Genomic DNA, 16,922 nt, shown 5'->3' with positions numbered 1-16,922 from the left:
TTTAACAGATCGGGGTTTATTGCTTATTAGCTATTCATATTTATTAAATATGAGGAACAAATGAATAGACTGAGAATTTTATTATTCTTAATCAATGTAATATTACCTGCAACTCTTCTATTAGCACAAAAAACCGGTAGTCTCTCCGGAAAAATAATTGATGAAAAAAATAATGAGCCGCTTTCCTATGTGAATGTTATTATTCAGAATACAGGTTTAGGTGCCGCAACGGACATATCAGGGAATTATAAACTCAACGGAATTCCTGCCGGAAAGCATAATATCATTGTCTCAGCGGTTGGTTATTTACGTATTGAGCAAGAGATTGAGATTGAAGAGGGGAAAGAGACAATTATCAATTTTAAAATTCATTCTACTTCTATTGATGTGGGTGAAGTAGTTGTTTATGGCGCATCCTTACGGCAGGAAAGAATTACTGAAGCGCCGAACGCAATCACAGTGATTGAAGCGAGGGACATTCAGCGGTTTGGAAGTCATGGACAAATTGCAAAACTATTAGAAATGGAACCGGGAATTGATGTGGCACAAAGCGGCTTGTTTGATTTCAACATTAACACAAGAGGTTTTAACAGTTCATTAAACCGAAGAGTACTTGTACTGCTTGATGGGCGGGATCTTGGTACAGCTTTTCTGGGTGCTACAGAATGGAATGGTCTATCAACACCGGTTGAGGAATTAGGAAGAATAGAATTAGTTCGTGGACCTGGTTCTGCGCTTTATGGTGCAAACGCATTCAACGGTGTGATGAACATATCTTCTAACAAACCTAAAGATGTAACAGGAACAAGGATCAATCTGACTGCAGGAGAATCTGATTCATATAGGTCTGATATTAGATTTTCAAATTCGGTCGGCAAATTAAGTTACAGAACCATGCTGGGAGGCTACCAGGGTAGATCGTTCGTTACTTCAAGAAAGAATTACAATTTTGAGTATGCAGGTTTAACCGCGCTTAACAACGAACAGATAGATGTAAACAGAGATCCGATACGTTCTATTTACGGCAGCATGAGAATAGATTATGAGATAGATGATAAATCGTTTATTACGGGGGAAGGTGGATATACACAGGTAGAGAATGAAACTATTGTTACAGGTATTGGTCGCGTACAGGTTCAGAAAGCCTCGCGTCCGTGGTTACGTTTTAACTATAACGGATATGGATTTAATGTAATGTACTGGGCAAACGGAAGAAATAATATTAAACCCGAAAAGTCACTTGCAACCGGGCTTAACCTGATTCAGGATGCCTGGATACATAATGCAGAAGTACAATATAATTTCACCGGACTTGACGATAAACTTTTTGTCGTTGTTGGAGGATCACACAGGCTTGTCAATATAGATACTAAAGGTACTCTAATGTTAGAGCCTAGAAATGATAACACTTCAAGTCTCTTTACACAAGTGGAGTATAAATTCAACAATAACTTTAAAACTATAGGAGCACTTAGGTGGGATAGAAGTTCGCTTCACGACAGTGAATTTTCTCCTAAGGTTGCATTAGTATATAATTTTAATCCATCACATTCTCTAAGGTTAACTTACAATCAGGCGTTCCAGGCACCCAACTATTCAGAACAATACTTATATGTAAAATCACCGCCGACAATACCGCCGTTTACTACTTCAACTGTTTACACAGGTAAACCTGATTTAATAACTGAAAAAATAACAGGTTATGAAATTGGTTATAAAGGAATTTATTTTGATAACCTGTTCCTGACTCTTGATGTCTACTTCAACCAGTTGAAAGATTTTATAACTGACTTGGGTCCGACCGGTGAAAGTATTTTTGAAAATGGAATCCGGTATTCAGTCTGGAGTTATGGTAACGCCGGTAAAGTTGATGAATATGGATTTGAAGTTTCCGCAAATTATTATCTCAGTGATAACTTTGTAGTTGATGCTAACTACTCATATTTTGGATTTGATGTAATTGAAAAAGACGAAAATGATTACCTGCTCCCGAACTCTCCAAAATATAAAATCAATGGAGGCATTACATACTATCACCCTGAAGGGCATAGTCTTTCAGTAAAAGTTAAATATGTTCCAACATTTCCGTGGGCAGCAGGTATCTTCCGGGATGGTGAGGTTGTCGAATACACCATGATAAATCTTGGCGGGACTTATATAATTAATAGCCACCTGAGTTTTAATTTGAACGTAACAAACCTGTTAGACAAAGAACATTATGAAATCCTTGGAGGTTCTTTGTTGAGAAGAAGGGCATTAGCTTCACTCAATATTACTATTTAAGAATTAAAGTAAACCCTTTCTAAAGTATGAAAGGGTTTTCTATTTCTATTTTACTTATGTATTTTTATGTTGTGCAACGCGGAGAGAATGTTATGCTAAAAAAATACATAGTTGGTCTTATAGTAGTATTTATCATTTCGGGGTGTTCTTCTTCCGATCAAATGACCGATGATGAAGAAACAAACAATGAAAGCAACGGTGAGGTTTACGTTTTCGATGAAGTCCCGGTTGATTCCACAGTTGAGATCAAAATACCGGAATCACCCAAGCCGATTGTCAAAAAGGCATCACATTATTTAGTTCAAATTGGCGCGTTTACGACAAGGCAGAAAGCAGAATTATTTGCCGATAAAAGTAAGAACATCATTTCAGATGAAATCCTTGTTACTTACAGACACGAAGTTAATCTGTTTGTCGTACAGCTTACGGAAAAATTCGCTGATAAAAATGAAGCAGTAAAAAAGAGAAACAGCATAAAGATCTTCGATGATTTTAAAGATGCCTGGGTTGTAACTGTCTACTAAGATTTTTGATTTAATCAGATTCAAACATTAATAATTTCAAGGAGGGTATAATGGCTTTTTCATTGAACAGGATCATGCTTATCGGTAATCTCGGTCGTGATGCAGAAACCAGGTTCACAACCACAAATGTTTCGGTTACAAGTTTCTCAATGGCTACTACCCACAGTTTCAAAAACAAGGAAGGAAACTGGCAGAATGAAACAACCTGGCACAATATTGTTTCGTTCAGTTTGTCGGATTACTTTAAAGAGAATTTGAAGAAGGGGAAAAAGTTATATGTTGAAGGCAGGCTAAGTAAGCGTGATTACACGGACAAAGAAAATATCAAACGATTTGCTGTTGAAGTCATTGCCGAAAAAATAATTCTGCTTGATGGCGGACTTTCTGATTCATCCGGTGATCAGACTGATTTTGCACCGGCTGATAATGTAAAGGATGTTCAGGATAACGACGATCTTCCGTTCTGATTTATTAACAATATAGGATTTAAATAAACTTTGGATGTTGGCTGGCAGGTAAAACTGCTGATTCTGTTTGTCCTGTTTTTATTTTCAGCTTTTTTTTCCGGCTCAGAGGTGGCTTTATTTTCACTTGATAAAAATAAACTAAAGCTTAACCTGAGCGGAAACCCCGTACTCTTACGTTATTTTACGAACCTGCTGGATTATCCGAGAAGACTTCTCGTAACTATTCTGATTGGTAATACGATTGTGAATGTTGCTGCTTCAATAATTGCAGTGCTCATCACAATAGAGATTGCTGAGATGACAAATCAGTCTCAGGATCTGCTTCTGAGTATTCAGATTATTTTACTCACCGTACTTATCATCCTGTTTGGCGAACTTATACCAAAAGTGCTTGCATCCCGAAAACCTTTAGCATTTTCCAAAACAATTATTGTCCCGCTATACTGGATAAGTGTCGTGCTGTTTCCCATAGCAGAAACACTCACTGAATTGATCAGGCTTTCCGTTTCAAAAATAAATTTCAGTACAAAAAAGGCTGCAATCTCCGCAGAAGAAATTCCTGAACTTGTCAAACTCAGTCATGAAAAGGGCACTATTGAGCAGGATGAAAAAGGATTGATTCATGGAATAGTAAGTTTCAGATCGGTAAGTGTACAGGAAATTATGACTCCACGTGTCGATATGATAAGTGTTTCCATCGATACAAAGTTTGAGGAACTGATTGACACAATAACAAAATCCGGGCACAGCCGTATACCTTTGTATAAAGATGATCTTGACCAGATCATGGGAATACTTTACGCCAAAGATATTCTGCCCTACGTTTACAATCAGAATCTGCGGAAGGAACTATCGTTTGAGAAAATCGCCAGAAAAGTTTTGTTTGTTCCAAAGACAAAAATGATAAACACTTTGATGCATGAGTTCCAGGAAAAGAAAATGCACATAGCTATTGTAGTGGATGAATACGGCGGAACAGCAGGATTGATAACTCTTGAGGATATCATCGAGGAAATAATCGGCGAAATAAGAGATGAATACGATAAGGAAGAAAGTCCTGTAATAAAAAATGAAAATGATTCTTTTCTTGTGCTTGGAAAACTTTCTGTTGATGAATTGAACGAACTGCTTGGAACAGAAATAGAAACTGATAATGAAGATTTCGAGACTCTTGGGGGACTTGTACTTAACCAGGCAGGTACGATACCAAAAGAAGGATACCATTTCACAATGGAAAATCATAAGTTTACTGTGAAGGAAGTTTTTAAAAAACGTATCAACAAAGTATTAATTGAAAAAATTTCTTCTGAGTAAATGAAAAAAGGATGTTTCATAAAATCCATAATAATTTTAACCATCTTAACGGCGGCTGTTGTATACATTATTAAATATAAGTTCGATGATTTTATTCTTAAGCCCGGTAAACAACTGCTTGCTGGAGCGCTTGTAGATGAGTGGACGGAAAAAATAGATTTTGTAAAAAATTCTCCGGAAAAAGACAGTCTTAAAAATATGGTAACCGGAATTCTTTCATCGGTAAAGAAAGAAGATCTCGTTACTGATGAAAGTCTTAAATCTGTTATGGCTTATGTTTCTGAAATTGTTAAGGACAGCATTGTTGAAACATCCGAATTAAATTTTATTGCAGAAAAAATTAAAGCAGAATTACAAAATGAAAGATCAACGCAAAACTGAAATCAGAGTTGGAATTACAGTAATCATCGGGATAATAATTTTCCTGTGGATACTCGGGTGGGCAAAAAATATTTCAATTGTTTCCGATCATAATTTGCTCACCGTCAAATTCCCCAATGTTGATGGGCTCGAAATAGGTGATGATGTAACTATCAACGGTGTGCGGCAGGGGTTTGTTGAAGATTTCACGATCGAGTCGGAAGCTGTTCTAGTTAATATTAATCTGAGCAAAAATATTACGCTTAAAGAAGACGCGAAATTTTCTGTTGCTATGCTTGATTTGATGGGAGGGAAAAAAATTGATATTCATCCCGGTTTATCTTCAAATGAATTAGACTATTCGAAAACTCACGAGGGATACTTTGCTGCCGACATTCCTTCAGTAATGTATATGCTAGGAAAATCGCAGGATAATCTGACTACAATCTTAAAAGAATTAAGAATATCACTAACATCAATGAATGAATATCTGACTGACAAAGAACTTAATGCTGATATCAAATCTTCCATAAGCGGATTAAACAGTTCTATGGTAAAGCTGAACCAGATTCTTGATGATAACAGGCAGGGGATTAAGGAATTAACTGCCAACAGTGTTGAGTTAACCAAAGAAGCAAATGAATTTATAAAGACAAATAAAGAAGCAATAAATATTTCTGTTGAAAATATCAAAAACCTTCTTGTTAAGGCTGATACGCTTTTAACGAATTTAAATTCACTATCTAACGAACTAAACAGCAAAGAGAACAATCTTAACAAACTTCTAACCGATCCAAAGATTTATGAAAATCTTACCGCATCAATTGCACAATTAAAAGAACTTACTGCAATACTTGTTCAGCAACTGAAAGAAGACGGAATTAAAGTTGACGCATATATATTCTAAACTATTTCTTTCTCTTTATCTTTTTCTTAATCTTTCTCTGAATTTCTCCATATCAAATGCTCAAACCATTTCTGAAAACGGAATGGTTTCATCTGCAAGCGAACTTGCATCACAGGTTGGTGTAAATATTTTAAAAAAAGGAGGCAACGCAATCGATGCGGCTGTGGCTGTTGGATTCGCGCTTGCAGTAACATATCCTTCAGCAGGGAATATTGGCGGTGGCGGATTTATGGTTATTCATTTTGCCGATGGTAAACAAACCACGATTGATTACCGCGAAAAAGCTCCTTTGTCCTCTTATGAAAAAATGTTTTTAGATTCACTTGGGAATTATGATGTTACTTACAGCAGTGAAGGTCCGAAGTCAGTTGCAATTCCCGGGAGTGTTGCAGGACTTCTTTATGCTCTAAAAAAGTATGGAACTCTTTCTCTCGATGAAGTTATTCAACCCGCAATTGATCTTGCTGAATATGGATTTTTACTTGATTCCTCTCTTGCATGTTCGTTTCAATATATGCGTGAAGAATTCAGACGCTATGAATCTTCTTTAAAAATATTTTCAGTGAAAGGAGAATATTTTTTCCCGGGTGATAATTTCAGGCAGACTGACCTGGCAAAAACTCTAAGGTTGATAAAAGAAAATGGTGCTGATGGTTTTTATAAAGGTGAAGTAGCTGATCTTTTTATCAAGCAAATAAATTCATTTGGCGGAAATGTAACTCACGAAGATCTGCTTCAGTACAAACCTGTTGAGCGCGAACCTGTTGTTGGGTATTACAAAGGATTGAAAGTTGTAAGTATGGGTCCACCGAGCAGCGGTGGTATAAGTTTAATTCAAATGTTAAACACAATTGAAAATTTTAATTTCACTAAAGAAGAACGGGGAAGCAGTAAGTACATCCACACATTAGTTGAAGCGATGAAATATTCATTCGCAGACAGGTCATTGCATGCGGCTGATGAAGATTTTTTTCCCGTTCCAAAACAATGGCTTATCTCTGATGCTTACGGAAAACAAATTGCAGAACGAATAGGTGAGTTTGCGATTACTTCAGATTCAATTAAACCGGGAACACCTGAATATTGGGGTGAATCAGATGAAACAACACATTACTCAGTAATCGATGTTTATGGAAACGCTGTGAGCACAACCACTACTATCAATTCATCTTACGGTTCTAAAATAGTTGTTGAAGGCGCGGGATTTTTACTTAACAATGAAATGGATGACTTCAGTTCAAAGCCTGGCGAACCAAATCAGTTTGGTTTAGTTGGTAATGTTGCAAATGCAATTCAACCAGCTAAACGAATGGTAAGCTCAATGACACCAACAATAATTTTGAAAGACGAAAAACCATATTTGATAGTCGGCTCTCCCGGTGGTTCAACAATACCAACGGTTGTGTTACAGGTGATTTTAAATTGTGTGAACTTCAATATGAATATTAAAGACGCAATTGATGCAGCAAGAATTCATCATCAATGGCTGCCGGATAAGATTGATTACGAGATTCTAAGTCTCACTCCCGAAACTCTAAACAGTTTGATTGAACGCGGACAAATAATCGGGGATGAGAGATCACTCGGTCGTGTTGATGGGATTCTTATCGATCAATCAACCGGAACAATATATGGCTGGAGTGATTCACGCGGATATGGAAAAGCAATCGGTTATTAAACACTCAACTTGCGAAATTGTCATGCTGTCCGCCGCGGCGGATTATTTCAGCATCTAAAGATCTTAATAAGTACAGATTCTGAACCGAGTTCAGAATGACATATGAATTGACATTACATAATGTGACTTAATCAAATGGGAATATAATGGTAATAGGAATTGGTGTTGACATAATTGAGATAGACAGGATAAAAGATTCTGTTGACAGGTTTGGTGAACGTTTCCTGAATAAAATTTATACGAAGCACGAACTTGACTATTGCCTGAGCAAAAGCAATAAGTATCAGCATCTTGCAGCGAGGTTTGCCGCAAAAGAAGCGGTCGCAAAAGCATTGGCAACAGGATGGAATAAAGAATTCCGCTGGCAGAATATTGAAATAACAAATGAACCCAACGGAATGCCTGTCGTTGAACTTACGGGTAAATTAAAGACTTTTCTTTCTGAAGATAAAAGCCTGAAGATAACAATGAGTCACTCACGTGATTATGTTGTTTGCATGGCTATTATTTATAAGGAGAATGGGAAAAATTAATTTATAATTTACAATACACAACTTACAATTGAGCTTATTAGGAAAAAATGACTAGAAGGTCGTATTAAATCAGCCTTTCTCAATTTACAAAAAATCCTAAATCAATTAGAACTATTCCACTGACTGACAGTATGATCAATTAGTGTAACTGGAAGAAGAAAAAAAGAGTGAAAATAATTAGAAAAAGAATGCAGCTAAAAAGGAATTATCATAAATGAGTTCAATAGAAAAAAGTGATGCAAATACTTTAATACTTAAAAGTATGTTACCAATATTTATTAGCATTTTTATATTAATCCCTATTCAGCTTATTTTTGAAATAAATGAATGGGTCATAATAACTGCAATCATCTTGGTTACATTATTAACAATAATTCGATTAGTACTTACTGTAATAAATAAACAAAAATTAGAAAAAGAAAAGTGAACTATTTTTTTTATGCTTTAATAATTTTGCCGATGATTCTCTCTACAATCATTTATTCAATGTTGATTCGGATTTTAAAAAGTAGTTATATCGATTTTTGGAATAAAAATAATTATTTACGTTTCGGTATTAATGGTTTCATTTTTTTGTATAGAGCAAGGAAAATTGAAACCATACAAAATAACCACGCTAAGATGATCACATTTTCCATTTACCTAAAATTTTATTCATACTTAATTTTTCTATTATTTATTGGAATCTTGATTTACAATCATTTTTAGGAAACATCATCGATTGAATCGAATCAGTGGTTTGCTAGGCGATTATTTATAAGGAGAATGGAGGATGAAATATAACATTGAATTCAAAATGTAAACGTTTATTAATGTTAATTATTTCGTCCGGATTCTCCACAATTGTACAAACGTTCGCAATTGAAATTAACACTAATAAAACTTTGGAGGGCAGATCATCTTGTCTAAAATCATTCATCTGATTCCCCAATTGGTCCTTTTGGTATTCCTGTATTCTAGAGCATTATTTTCACAGGATATAACATATTATTATCCACTGCAAAATCATGAACAAATACAGAAATTCAGTCGTACAGAGCTTTTGATTCTTGATAATGATAATCTCTTATCAAAATCTTTTTTGGAATTTGAAGATTCGGTCGATACTTATTTATTTAATAATTGCTACTGGTTTTTCTGGAAGCCATCTGAGAATGAAGTTCGCAAAGACTATTGTTTTGAGCTCTATTCATTAAGAGTATCGGATAAAAAAATATTTAAAGTCACCAACAGGAATTTTTTCTTTGATGTGGATTTTATATGGCAAATTAACACAATTAACAATCAGCTTTTTATTTTAACTACATTTAATTTGGAAGTTGATAAACGTGGTCAGATCGGGTTACTTTTAATCGATCAAGATATGCTAAAAGAAGGAAAATATATACCAATACGAGATAGTTGTGGTTTGGAATCAGTAAAGTTAGAAGGAGATAAAATTCTCATAGATGTGCAACCTTATAAAAGGTCATTTAATTTTTTTTCATTATTCAATTTTCTTTTTGAACGCTACCAGGTTAAAAAATGGAATAGTGAACCATATGGTAATAAATGGCGGTATATATTGAATAGCAATTTTGAAATAATTGATTCATTTGAAATCACCAATAATAAATGATGAAAGTAGTAATTATAAAAAGATCAAAGTAGGTTTTGGAAGCTAATCGATAATAATCAGGCGTGTCTCCAACTCATTTAACAATTGCAATAGTATTCATCAAATCCCTATATTTACTAATCAAAACTTCACTTTTGTGCATTTAATATTTGGTAAGTAAACGGAATGACAATCAAGAATTTTAATATATACAGTTACGGTGCTTTGATACTAGTCGCGATTTTATTGCTACTTATGGTATTAGAGTTAGTGCCAGCGGAATGGAACATTTATCTTTTATCCGTAAGCATTTTACTTTTTGTTATTCGCATTATCTTAAGAATTTCTTTTTCTATTCAGCAGAAAAAAAAGAGTGAGGTGTAATCTTCGAACCTTCAAAACGTGTTAATGGTAAACTGAATGCAAAAGTGCTTATACTAAATCAAAGTTACGAACCATTAACTGTTTGCAATATCAAAAAAGCTATAGTACTGATTTACCTGGGCAAAGCAGAAATCGTTGTCCGCGATGATAGAAAAGAAGTCAGATCAGTCAGCAGCGGCTACCCCTGGCCGAGTATAATAAGACTCAGCCGTTTCATTTCTGTCCCTTATAAAAAAGTTGTACTTACAAGAAAAAATATTCTTCGCAGGGATCAATATAAGTGTGCCTACTGCGGCAGAAGTGATTTGCCGTTAACTATTGATCACGTTCTTCCTAAAGCGCAGGGAGGTGTCGACTCCTGGGAAAATCTCGTCAGTGCCTGCACTTATTGTAATAACAAAAAAGGCGACAGAACTCCGAAGGAAGCTAATATGAATATGCTGTACCAGCCGTTTAAGCCAAGTCATATTATGTTTATCAAACACGTTGTAGGTAAACTTGATGAGAACTGGAAACCGTACCTTTACCTTTCTTAGAATTAATTAATAGTGTAACAGAGTAATTTGTCATTCCGAACTTGATTCGGAATCTTGGTTACAGAACTAATGTTGCATTAGACCCTGAATCAAGTTCAGTGTGACAAATATCAGTTGATAATGTTACAAATTCAGTAATCAGAGAATTAACATAAGCAGAATAAATCGGACTGATCTGAAAGTCGGGGTAACAATTTTCTAATTATTACTCAGGTATAAAAACAGTTTATTAGCGTCAATATTATTATTTTACTACTCAAATTTTTGAAACTTCTGTATGCACAAAAAACGAATACTTAGCGGAATGCGCCCGACCGGTAAACTTCATATCGGTCATTATGTCGGCGCACTGGAAAACTGGATAAAACTTCAGCAGGAATATGATAATTACTACCTGATTGCGGATTATCACGCATTAACAACCAGTCTTAACACTGATGAACTTTATGAAAACTCAATTCAGATGCTGATTGACTGGCTTGCCGCAGGACTTGATCCTGTGCATTGCCCGATGTTCCGTCAATCACAAATAAAAGAACATACCGAGCTTAGTTTGATTTTTGGAATGCTGATCTCAGTCAACCGTCTTGAACGAAATCCAACATTAAAGGACCAGGTACGTGACCTTAATATCGATAATATAATTTTTGGACATCTTGGATATCCTGTACTTCAAACGGCTGACATTCTATTGTACAAAGGTGCCGCTGTTCCTGTTGGTGAAGATCAGGTTCCGCATATCGAAATATCACGAGAGATTGCGAGAAGATTTAACAACCAGTACGGCGAAGTTTTTCCCGAACCTGAACCATTGCTGACAAAATTTTCAAGACTTCCGGGTCTTGATGGAAACGCCAAGATGAGTAAATCACTCGGCAATACAATTTTGCTTTCAGATGATATAGAAACCGTTAAAGCAAAAATGAAAAAAGCTGTGACCGATCCCAACAAAGTAAGAAAGGGTGATCCGGGAAATCCTGAAATCTGTCTCGTGTTTTCATATCACAAAAAATTTAATGAAGAAGAAGTTCCTGAAATAAATTCGGGATGCCGTTCAGGTTCACTTGGCTGTTTTGATTGTAAGATGAAATGCGCTTCAAAAATTTCTGAGAGACTTCAGCCGATAATTGAGAAACGGCATTATTATGAATCAAGGATTTCTGAAGTAGAAAATATTCTGCACGACGGGGAATACAAAGGAAGAGCAGTTGCTCAGGCAACTATGAAAGAAGTCAGAGAAAGAATGAAGTTAGGTTAAATGTACAAGATTAAGTTAGATCACTTTGAAGGTCCGCTTGATTTACTTTTATTCTTCATCAAAAGAGATGAACTGAATATTTATGACATTCCTATCGCAAAGATCACAAAAGAATTTCTGGAGTATGTGAACCTGATAAAACTTCTTGACCTGGAAGTTGCAGGCGATTTTATTCTTATGGCTTCGACACTGATGCACATAAAAGTAAGAATGCTTCTGCCAAGAGAGGTTGATGAGAAGGGTGAAGAGATTGATCCACGTGCAGAGCTTATACAGGCTCTACTTGAATATAAAAAGTATAAAGAAATGTCTGAAGAACTTTCTTTCTTTGAATCTAATCAACGCAAGCTAAGTTACCGGGGAAATTTTTCTGAAGATGAAAAAGTTGCGCCGTCGGAATATGAAATACTATTAAAGAACGTCACAGTATATGATCTTGCCAAAGCTTTTAAGAAAGCGATTGATGGCGTTAAACAGGTAGTCGTTCACGAAATCAAAAAGATAAATGTAACCATTGATGAACAGATTGATTTTATAATGAACAGCATCGGATCGGGAAATGAAATTCATTTTCTTTCACTTGTAAATGAGATGAAAGAAAAAATCCGCATTGTTATAACCTTCATAGCTTTGCTTGAACTTGTAAAAGTTGAGCGTATAGGAATTCGTGAATCGACAAACTTTAATGATTTTGTAATTTATAAGTTGGAAGATGGAAAAAATATATAACTCAGTAATTGAAGCTCTTATCTTTGCATCAGATGATCCGCTACCGGATGATGAAATTATTAAAGCAATAAAAGGTATTGATGGTGAAGATGTTTCGGTTACTGCTGAAGAGATTGAGACTTGCGTAGAAGAACTGAATAAAAAATATGAAGAGTTCAGCCTTTCATATAAGATTTTAAAGGTTGCCGGCGGTTATTTGTTTGCAACACTGCCGGAGTATTCAAAGTATCTTGGTTTTCTTTCTTCTGAAAAATCAAAAAGAAGACTAAGCCAGGCAGCCCTTGAAACCCTTGCTATTATTGCTTACAAACAGCCTGTGACAAAACCTGACCTTGAGCAGATACGCGGTGTTAACTCGGATTATATTCTTAACACTCTTCTGGAGAAAAATCTTGTCGCGATAACAGGCAGAACAGAAACAATAGGTCGTCCTTTACTTTATGGAACAACTCCGGAATTCCTGAAGTACTTCGGATTGAATAAGCTGAGTGACTTGCCGAAGCCAAGAGAAATTGAAGAGATAATGAATGATGAAGACTTTATCGAACAGAAGCAAAAAATTATGATGAACCTGATAGAAGATTCTGTTCAAAATGAAATGCAGGAAGAGAACGGTGACACAGATCAGACTGAATAAATACATCGCTGATTGTGGTGTAGCATCAAGACGTAAAGCGGAAGAACTGATAATTCAGGGTCGCGTTGCTATAAATGAGAATATTATTCTTGAATTGTCTTCAAAGGTAGATCCCGAAAAAGATATTGTAACAATTGACGGAGAAAAGATTTCTCAGAAACGTCACGTTTACATTCTTCTCAACAAACCCCGGGGCGTCGTTACAACAACATCTGATGAAAAAAACAGGAAGACAGTTCTTGATGTAATCAAATCAAAAGAAAAAGTTTTTCCGGTTGGAAGACTAGATTATAATACAACTGGAGTTTTACTGCTTACTAATGACGGGGATTTTTCCTACTTGCTTACACATCCGAGTAATAATGTTCCAAGAGAGTATGAAGTTAAATTAGACAAACCACTTTCGGATGATGACAAACAATCGTTGCTCAAAGGTGTTTACATTGAAGGCAAGAAAGGGAAATTCACATCGGTGAGTTTTCCATACAAGAAAGATAAATATTATGTGAATGTAGTTTCGGTTGAAGGTAGAAATCATTTTGTGAAAAATATGTTTTCAACTTTAAACTATACTGTCACTTCACTTAATAGGAAAAGTTTTGCGGGAATTGTTGCGGATATACCTGTCGGCTCATACAGAAATATGACACAAACAGAAATCAACGGAGTGTTAAAAAGATATGGCAGTTAAACGGGCATATAGTTCATTATTAGTTTTATTCCTGTTCACATCCTTGTATGCACAGGAGGACACTGTTATCAGGATTGATACTGTAGTGCAGCAGGAAAAATACACAACTGTTCAGGAGTTCTGGTCGCAGATGGATGACTTATTTAATGATCCGAATTTCAGCAATGCAAACTGGGGTGTTGTTATTCAGTCATTAGAGACAGGTGAATTTCTTTACAAGAGGAATGAAAATAAATTTTTTATGCCTGCCTCTAATCTTAAACTTTTTACTTCAGCGGCTGCATTAATTTTACTTGGCGGAGATTATACATTCGAAACAAATGTTTACTTGAATGGAAAGATAGATGGTTCGATTCTTATGGGCGATCTGATAGTCGAAGGAAAAGGTGATCCGACTATTTCCGGAAGGTTCCATAATAATGATATGCTGAGAGTTTATAAATCCTGGGCAGATTCATTAATTGAACAGGGCATTGATGAGATAACAGGTAATATAATTGGTGATGATAATCACTTTGATGATATTGGTCTTGGTGACGGCTGGGCGTGGAATTATGAAAGTTACTGGTATGCTGCACCATCGGGTGCTATATCTTTTAATGATAACTGCGTGGATATTTATGTAACGGTTGATAAAGAGTCTTCAATACCGAGAATTGATATATCGCCTGTGACAAAATATGTCATCATCATTAATGATGTTACAGCGGTGCCTGATGATTCATTAACATCAATTGATGTATACAGGGAAAGAGGAACCAACGTAGTAAATGTTCTCGGTACAATACGCATGAGTGATTCGGTTAAAACTTTTGTAACTGTGAACAACCCGACTCAGTACGCAATGGTCACAGTGAAGGATGTGCTTCAATCAAAAGGAATTGCTGTTGACGGCTACCCGATTGACATTGATGATATAAACACGACATTAAATTATGATTCAATGAAAAAGCTCACGACACATTATTCGCAGCCTCTAAGAGAAATACTTAAAGTGATAAACAAGAACAGCAATAATTTTTACGCTGAGCAGTTATTAAAAACTCTTGGACTGGTTGAAGATAATCAGGGTACATCTGTAAACGGTATCAAAGCATTGTTAAGCATACTTTCAGAGATGGGTATCAATCCGGAAAATATAATGATAAAAGATGGCAGCGGATTGTCACCGCAAAATTATATAAGTCCGCGTCAGATGGTAAACCTTTTAACCTATATGTATAAAAGTAAATACTTCGTTGACTTTTTTAATTCATTACCTATTGCAGGCATTGACGGCACACTTGGAAAAAGAATGACATCAAGCCTTGCCAAAGGTAAGGTAAGAGCAAAAACAGGATACTTATCGACGGTAAGAAGTTTATCCGGCTATGCTTTTACTGCGGATGATGAACCGATTGCATTTTCAATAATCGTAAACAATTTTAATGTGCCCGTTAAGCTGGCAGAAAATTTACAGGATCTGGTGTGCTTAAGACTGGCAAGCTTAAAGAGGAAATAACAGGAGGAAAAGTGGAGAACGAAATCCAGCAGGATATTAATGTACTTATCAAAAGACGATTTGAAGAATTAGAAGAATTAAAAGCTAAAGGTATTGAACCATTCGCGTATTCATTTGATGTTAACTCAAATTCGGAAGAAATAAAAAAATCATTTGTCGATGGAGAATCAAAAGACGTAAGCATAGCCGGAAGAATTATGGCTATAAGAAGAATGGGCAAAGCATCATTCGCTCATATACGCGATCACAAAGGAACGATACAGATTTATCTCAAGAAAGATGAAATCGGTGAAATGTATGACGCGTTCAGACTGCTTGATATCGGTGATATAATAGGTGTTGAAGGATTTGTATTCAAAACAAAAACCGGTGAGATTTCTGTCCACACAAGAAAACTTTCACTGCTTTCAAAATCACTCCGACCGCTTCCGGTTCCTAAAGAAACAACAGATGAAGCAGGTAATAAAACAATTCACGATCAGTTTGTTGATAAAGAACTACGTTACCGTCAGCGTTATGTCGACCTGGTTGTAAATCACGAAATAAAAGATGTATTTATAAAAAGAAGTAAGATCATTTCCTCCATTAGAAGTTTTCTTGATGCAAGCGGTTACCTTGAAGTTGAAACACCCGTACTTCAACCGTTATACGGCGGGGCAGCTGCAAGACCTTTCGTAACACATCACAACACCCTTGATGTTGATCTATATCTAAGAATTGCTGATGAACTTTACCTGAAAAGATTAATCGTCGGCGGATTTAACGGCGTGTATGAAATCTCCAAAGATTTCAGAAATGAAGGAATGGATAAAACCCACAACCCCGAATTCACAATGATGGAATTATACGTTCCTTATAAAGACTACGAATGGATGATGAACTATGTTGAACAAATGTTATTAAAAGTTTGTGATGATGTTTTCGCTACACGAGAATTTGATTTCGAAGGGCAGAAAATAAATTTCACATCATCCTGGAAACGAATTTCAATGGTTGATGCGATAAAAGAAAAAGCAGGTGTAGATATTCTGACTGCTTCTGTTGATGAATTAAAAGCCACAGCAAAAAAACTTGGCATTGATCTTAAACATATTGAAGGCAGGGCAAAACTGATGGACGAAATTTTCAGTGTTGTTGTTCAGCCTGATTTAATTCAGCCGACCTATATTATTGATTATCCCGTTGAACTTTCTCCTTTAGCAAAAAAACATCGAAGCAAACCCGGTGTCACCGAAAGATTCGAAGGTTATATTGCCGGTCGTGAAATATGTAATGCATTCTCTGAACTGAACGATCCTATTGATCAGAAAGATAGATTTATGGGACAGGTGAAAATGCGGGAAGAGGGAGACGAGGAAGCTCACCAGATTGATGAAGATTTTATTCGCGCACTTGAATATGGAATGCCCCCGACCGCAGGTCTCGGTGTAGGAATTGACAGGCTTGTTATGCTTTTAACTAATCAATCATCAATACGTGATGTAATTTTTTTCCCGCAGATGAAACCGGAAGTAAAGGGATAA

General features: G+C 35.9%; 17 protein-coding genes. All 17 read left to right on the top strand.

The genetic code is table 11. The features are described 5' to 3' along the window. The first annotated feature begins 60 nt into the window (after positions 1-60). The 17 genes from IPM56_08605 (at position 61) to lysS (ending at position 16,922) form a co-directional block, all read left to right on the top strand. The gene (locus IPM56_08605) at positions 61-2,283 is read left to right on the top strand and encodes a TonB-dependent receptor (protein ID QQS37981.1); all 2,223 of its coding nucleotides are present in this window, start codon (positions 61-63) and stop codon (positions 2,281-2,283) included. A 92-nt stretch (positions 2,284-2,375) separates the two neighbouring features. Next, positions 2,376-2,807: an SPOR domain-containing protein gene (locus IPM56_08600; GenBank protein QQS37980.1), complete on the top strand. Its 432-nt coding sequence runs from the start codon at positions 2,376-2,378 to the stop codon at positions 2,805-2,807. 50 nt (positions 2,808-2,857) lie between these two features. Continuing rightward, positions 2,858-3,274, top strand: coding sequence for a single-stranded DNA-binding protein (gene ssb / locus IPM56_08595; protein QQS37979.1), 417 nt, complete (start codon positions 2,858-2,860; stop codon positions 3,272-3,274). Positions 3,275-3,304: 30 nt separating this feature from the next. Further along, positions 3,305-4,588, top strand: coding sequence for an HlyC/CorC family transporter (locus IPM56_08590; GenBank protein ID QQS37978.1), 1,284 nt, complete (start codon positions 3,305-3,307; stop codon positions 4,586-4,588). After that, positions 4,589-4,969, top strand: coding sequence for a hypothetical protein (locus IPM56_08585; GenBank protein QQS37977.1), 381 nt, complete (start codon positions 4,589-4,591; stop codon positions 4,967-4,969). It abuts the gene before it with no gap. After that, positions 4,947-5,855 (top strand): MCE family protein, encoded by a 909-nt coding sequence (locus IPM56_08580; GenBank protein ID QQS37976.1) that lies wholly within the window; start codon positions 4,947-4,949, stop codon positions 5,853-5,855. Before IPM56_08585 ends, IPM56_08580 begins: the two co-directional genes overlap by 23 nt. Further along, positions 5,836-7,533: a gamma-glutamyltransferase gene (gene ggt / locus IPM56_08575; protein ID QQS37975.1), complete on the top strand. Its 1,698-nt coding sequence runs from the start codon at positions 5,836-5,838 to the stop codon at positions 7,531-7,533. The genes IPM56_08580 and ggt overlap by 20 nt, the downstream gene beginning before the upstream one ends. Positions 7,534-7,679: 146 nt before the next feature. Then, entirely contained in the window at positions 7,680-8,066 is a 387-nt protein-coding gene (acpS, locus tag IPM56_08570; protein QQS37974.1) for a holo-ACP synthase, read from the top strand. 214 nt (positions 8,067-8,280) lie between these two features. Beyond that, complete coding sequence (locus tag IPM56_08565) at positions 8,281-8,493, top strand: hypothetical protein (protein QQS37973.1); 213 nt, start codon at positions 8,281-8,283, stop codon at positions 8,491-8,493. Between the two features lie 654 nt (positions 8,494-9,147). After that, positions 9,148-9,684, top strand: coding sequence for a hypothetical protein (locus tag IPM56_08560; GenBank protein ID QQS37972.1), 537 nt, complete (start codon positions 9,148-9,150; stop codon positions 9,682-9,684). Between the two features lie 395 nt (positions 9,685-10,079). Further along, the gene (locus tag IPM56_08555; protein ID QQS38262.1) at positions 10,080-10,583 is read left to right on the top strand and encodes an HNH endonuclease; all 504 of its coding nucleotides are present in this window, start codon (positions 10,080-10,082) and stop codon (positions 10,581-10,583) included. A gap of 277 nt (positions 10,584-10,860) precedes the next feature. Then, on the top strand, positions 10,861-11,841 hold the full coding sequence (trpS, locus tag IPM56_08550) for a tryptophan--tRNA ligase (GenBank protein ID QQS37971.1): 981 nt from the start codon (positions 10,861-10,863) through the stop codon (positions 11,839-11,841). Beyond that, a complete protein-coding gene (locus IPM56_08545) occupies positions 11,842-12,570 on the top strand; it encodes a segregation/condensation protein A (GenBank protein QQS37970.1) in 729 nt (242 codons plus the stop codon). It abuts the gene before it with no gap. Continuing rightward, positions 12,554-13,207, top strand: a complete 654-nt coding sequence (scpB, locus tag IPM56_08540) for an SMC-Scp complex subunit ScpB (protein QQS37969.1) — start codon at positions 12,554-12,556, stop codon at positions 13,205-13,207. Before IPM56_08545 ends, scpB begins: the two co-directional genes overlap by 17 nt. Beyond that, a complete protein-coding gene (locus IPM56_08535) occupies positions 13,194-13,898 on the top strand; it encodes an rRNA pseudouridine synthase (protein QQS38261.1) in 705 nt (234 codons plus the stop codon). Before scpB ends, IPM56_08535 begins: the two co-directional genes overlap by 14 nt. Next, complete coding sequence (gene dacB / locus IPM56_08530) at positions 13,888-15,399, top strand: D-alanyl-D-alanine carboxypeptidase/D-alanyl-D-alanine-endopeptidase (protein QQS37968.1); 1,512 nt, start codon at positions 13,888-13,890, stop codon at positions 15,397-15,399. Before IPM56_08535 ends, dacB begins: the two co-directional genes overlap by 11 nt. Positions 15,400-15,410: 11 nt before the next feature. Continuing rightward, the gene (gene lysS, locus IPM56_08525; protein QQS37967.1) at positions 15,411-16,922 is read left to right on the top strand and encodes a lysine--tRNA ligase; all 1,512 of its coding nucleotides are present in this window, start codon (positions 15,411-15,413) and stop codon (positions 16,920-16,922) included.

The organism is Ignavibacteriales bacterium (genome assembly GCA_016700155.1).
Classification (GTDB): domain Bacteria; phylum Bacteroidota; class Ignavibacteria; order Ignavibacteriales; family Ignavibacteriaceae.
The sequence above is the reverse complement of the archived record's forward strand: the minus strand, read 5'-3'. Positions and strand labels throughout refer to the sequence as shown.